This is a genomic window from Piscirickettsia litoralis (assembly GCF_001720395.1).
GTDB lineage: Bacteria > Pseudomonadota > Gammaproteobacteria > Piscirickettsiales > Piscirickettsiaceae > Piscirickettsia > Piscirickettsia litoralis.
Window position 1 is genome coordinate 2,907,864 of record NZ_MDTU01000001.1, and the last position, 3,055, is coordinate 2,910,918.

4 protein-coding genes are annotated in these 3,055 nt (G+C 36.2%); all 4 read left to right on the top strand.

The genetic code is table 11. From position 1 onward, the window contains the following. A partial coding sequence (locus BGC07_RS22645) for a hypothetical protein (RefSeq protein ID WP_235603266.1) occupies window positions 1-328 on the top strand: 328 nt, incomplete at its 5' end. A 116-nt stretch (window positions 329-444) separates the two neighbouring features. Further along, on the top strand, window positions 445-903 hold the full coding sequence (locus tag BGC07_RS14340; protein WP_069313650.1) for a hypothetical protein: 459 nt from the start codon (window positions 445-447) through the stop codon (window positions 901-903). Beyond that, window positions 900-1,127, top strand: coding sequence for a hypothetical protein (locus BGC07_RS14345; protein WP_069313651.1), 228 nt, complete (start codon window positions 900-902; stop codon window positions 1,125-1,127). Before BGC07_RS14340 ends, BGC07_RS14345 begins: the two co-directional genes overlap by 4 nt. A gap of 408 nt (window positions 1,128-1,535) precedes the next feature. Further along, window positions 1,536-2,825, top strand: a complete 1,290-nt coding sequence (locus tag BGC07_RS14350) for a hypothetical protein (protein WP_069313652.1) — start codon at window positions 1,536-1,538, stop codon at window positions 2,823-2,825. The last annotated feature ends 230 nt before the right edge of the window (window positions 2,826-3,055 follow it).

The following is a 3,055-nucleotide window of genomic DNA, read 5'->3' on the forward strand; positions in this document are numbered from 1 at the left end:
ATGGGACTTATCCTGCTGGATCGAGATTTTTGATATTTTGACGATCAACTGGCTGTCGCTCTTTGAGCCGGCCTTGCTGGATAGGTTGGACTGTTTTAACATATCCTGGATGGTTAGACGCAGGGTTTTAGGAAAACTGTTCAAAGTGTATAGTTTGTATTGCCCATGCAGTTCCGTAGTTGCCATTGTGACTGGGGCAACAGTGATAGGGAAGGCTAAAACCGATGCCGTAACGGGGCCTGAGTACACAGTGCTGGAAGGCTGCAGCTTAACAGGGTTCACTGTGCAGCTTGCAAGAAAGGCTGTTGGAATTAGGGCGGAAATATAAGTCAATGATTTTATTATCTTCATGTTTACTAAGCTAGATATCAATAATAGATAACTTGTTAGTCTATATGTTTTCAAGTAAAATTGAAACGATATAGAGAGAATTAAAGGCATAATGTGAACTATTCTGGGTGTGATGAGCCAACCATTGTTCTAAACGATAAGGAGCGTGAGTTTATTGCTGCGCAGGTGAGTGCTTACTCAGTGCGTGAGAAAAAGCGCAAACTGAACCGTATGATTATTAGTTCTGCTTTAGGGCTGTTCGTCATTATTTTTCTTTCAAGCTTTCTTTTCTCCGAAGAGCTCAGCCTAAAACATCATGACCAAATACATAATATTCAGGAAGTGAATGAAAAAGATCAAGCTATTAAAACTAATTCATTAAATAAAAAATTAATAAAATGGCAGTTGGTTATGCTTGTGCCAGGGATTAGTGCAACTCTTAAAGGCGCTGAAGGGCAAATTATTACCGTGAATCTTGGAGAGTCGCTCGAAGGTCTTGGGAAAATTAATAATATTACTTCTACAGAAGTTGTTGCCCAGGATGGCCATCTTTCTTTAGGTGGTTCTGTTTGAAGAAATCCCTTGTTATTCTTTTAGCTATAATTTCATTATTAAGCTGTATTATAATTTCATTAATTGGTAAAGATGGCCATGGCCTTGCTGATTTGATGAACAAGTTGATACACTGGCTCGAGTGGGGTGGCTTGGGCCTGATCGTATTAGCCGTCGGTTTGTTTATTATCTTTGGCTCAATTGTTGTTTGTGCAGCCGTCTGGGATGAACTTTTCAAAAAGTAATCTTCAAAATATAAAAAACATTTAAGCAATCTGCTTGAAGAAATTCCTCTTATTATTTTGTCTTTATTTTCACTAATTGTTAAAGATTGCAATGGTCTTGCTGATTCGATGAATAATTTAATACATTGACTCGAGTGGAGTGGCTTGAGTCTGATCGTATTAGCCGTCGACTTGTTTATTATCTTTGGCTCAATTGTCGTTTGTTTAGCTGTTTTAGATAAACATTTGAAAAAAGAATCTTTAAAATATAAAAACATAAAAACATTTAAGCAATCTGTGTTGTATTCTCTGTAATTGTATGTAAGTATATTGTTAATATCCTCATGCATTTAATATTGATTTTTGCAGTTAATCTTAATTTAATTGATATTTGCATAAGTTTTAATTTTTGAATATGGAGATTTCCCTATGCCTAAAACAGCTTTGAAGGAAAGTGAGAAAAATCGGTTAGATTTAGCGCATTCTTATTTTCTTAGATATGGCCTTGTAGGGCCTGGTAGTACAGCTGCGAGTTACTTTGGGTTTAATGCTGCCCCAAGAACCTCTTGGAACGAACATTGGTTTAGAACTAGATATGAGATGAATGATATTCACCAAACTAGGGATGATTATTCTCGGGCAATACGTCAAGGGCTGACATTTGAAAGAGTGAATGTAACAAGAATTGATAATTATTACCTTACTCAATTTGTTGAATTAATTAAAAAATATGAAATGGATAGAGCCGACTCATTTACTTCAACATCAAAAGATCGTCTGATGATTTTGTCCAAAATAATGGATGAGTTAAGTGGGCTGGGTGATGCTGTTAAGCCTGTGGCGAAGCATGTTAATTTAATTAATCTGTGTAATAAGTTAGCTAAAGATGAGCATAATATTTTTGGAACTAACTCTAAATTTAAAAATTTAATGAAAAATTGTGCTGAAATGTTATTTCATGAACTAGGAAAGCAGACTGCACGTGACCTTAAATCATCATTTTTTGAAAATGCCAAAAATGTTGTAGATACATCAGTTGATTTAGCAAGAAATTTAGCAGTATTTGCCGCAATGCCGAGTGAATTTATGAGAGAAATCCATAAACTTAATACCTGTTACCAAAGAAGTGTGCATGGCAATATTGAGCACATTACAACAGATATTAAAACGGTTATCGATTCAACAAAAAGCTTAATCGCCATCCTTGAACGACAGTTAGAGGATGCTATTGCTATCCGCAAGACTGACTCCAAAACGGTTAAGCTTGATCAAACAGCACATAAGCAAACATTTACACCTAATCAACAAGCAATTATTAATGGCTTGGAGGGAAAAATTGGGAGTGATGGGCGTGAAGTTAGAAATAGTAGTATTAGGGATGAGTTGGATAAGTATATTCGAGGATTAAAAGATGCAATGACCTCGTTAGCTCAACATGATGCGCGTATTGCTACAATAGGTGCGCTACCGGCTTGTGCTGATGGATTTAGTGACGAAACTCGTGTGATTGCTGTCCAGCGTGCTTATGACAAAGAAGTCTCACGGTTTGTGCCAAATACACTACCAGTAGACAGTTATATTCGGATGGATTTCAGGCAAAATAAAATTATTCATGAGCTTGGAAAAGAAGAAAGCCCTACTTTGCTTCGAGATAGACATGCAGATAGAGACGGTAGAGGTTCGCCAGGGGTAGAACCATCTACAAACCCATTTGACTGAGTTACTAAAAATAGAGTTTTTAAATTTTCAAAGTCATGCTGTTATTATTTTCACATAAAAGATGAATATGAGGATGAACTTCTTTCTAAAAAATCTTGTATAGTTAGGTAGCCTTCCTCGGTTCAATTGTGACGAGAAAAGTTAAATGAAAAATGAGTGAGCAAAAGTGAGAGGAGGCTAATCAAAGCTTTCCGCATCCTTAATCATGTAGTTGACTAACTAATTTTTTT

Coding starts and splice junctions, on each gene's coding strand:
- BGC07_RS14350 (WP_069313652.1), top strand. CDS start 1,536: ATGCCTAAAACAGCTTTGAAGGAAAGTGAGAAAAATCGGTTAGATTTA.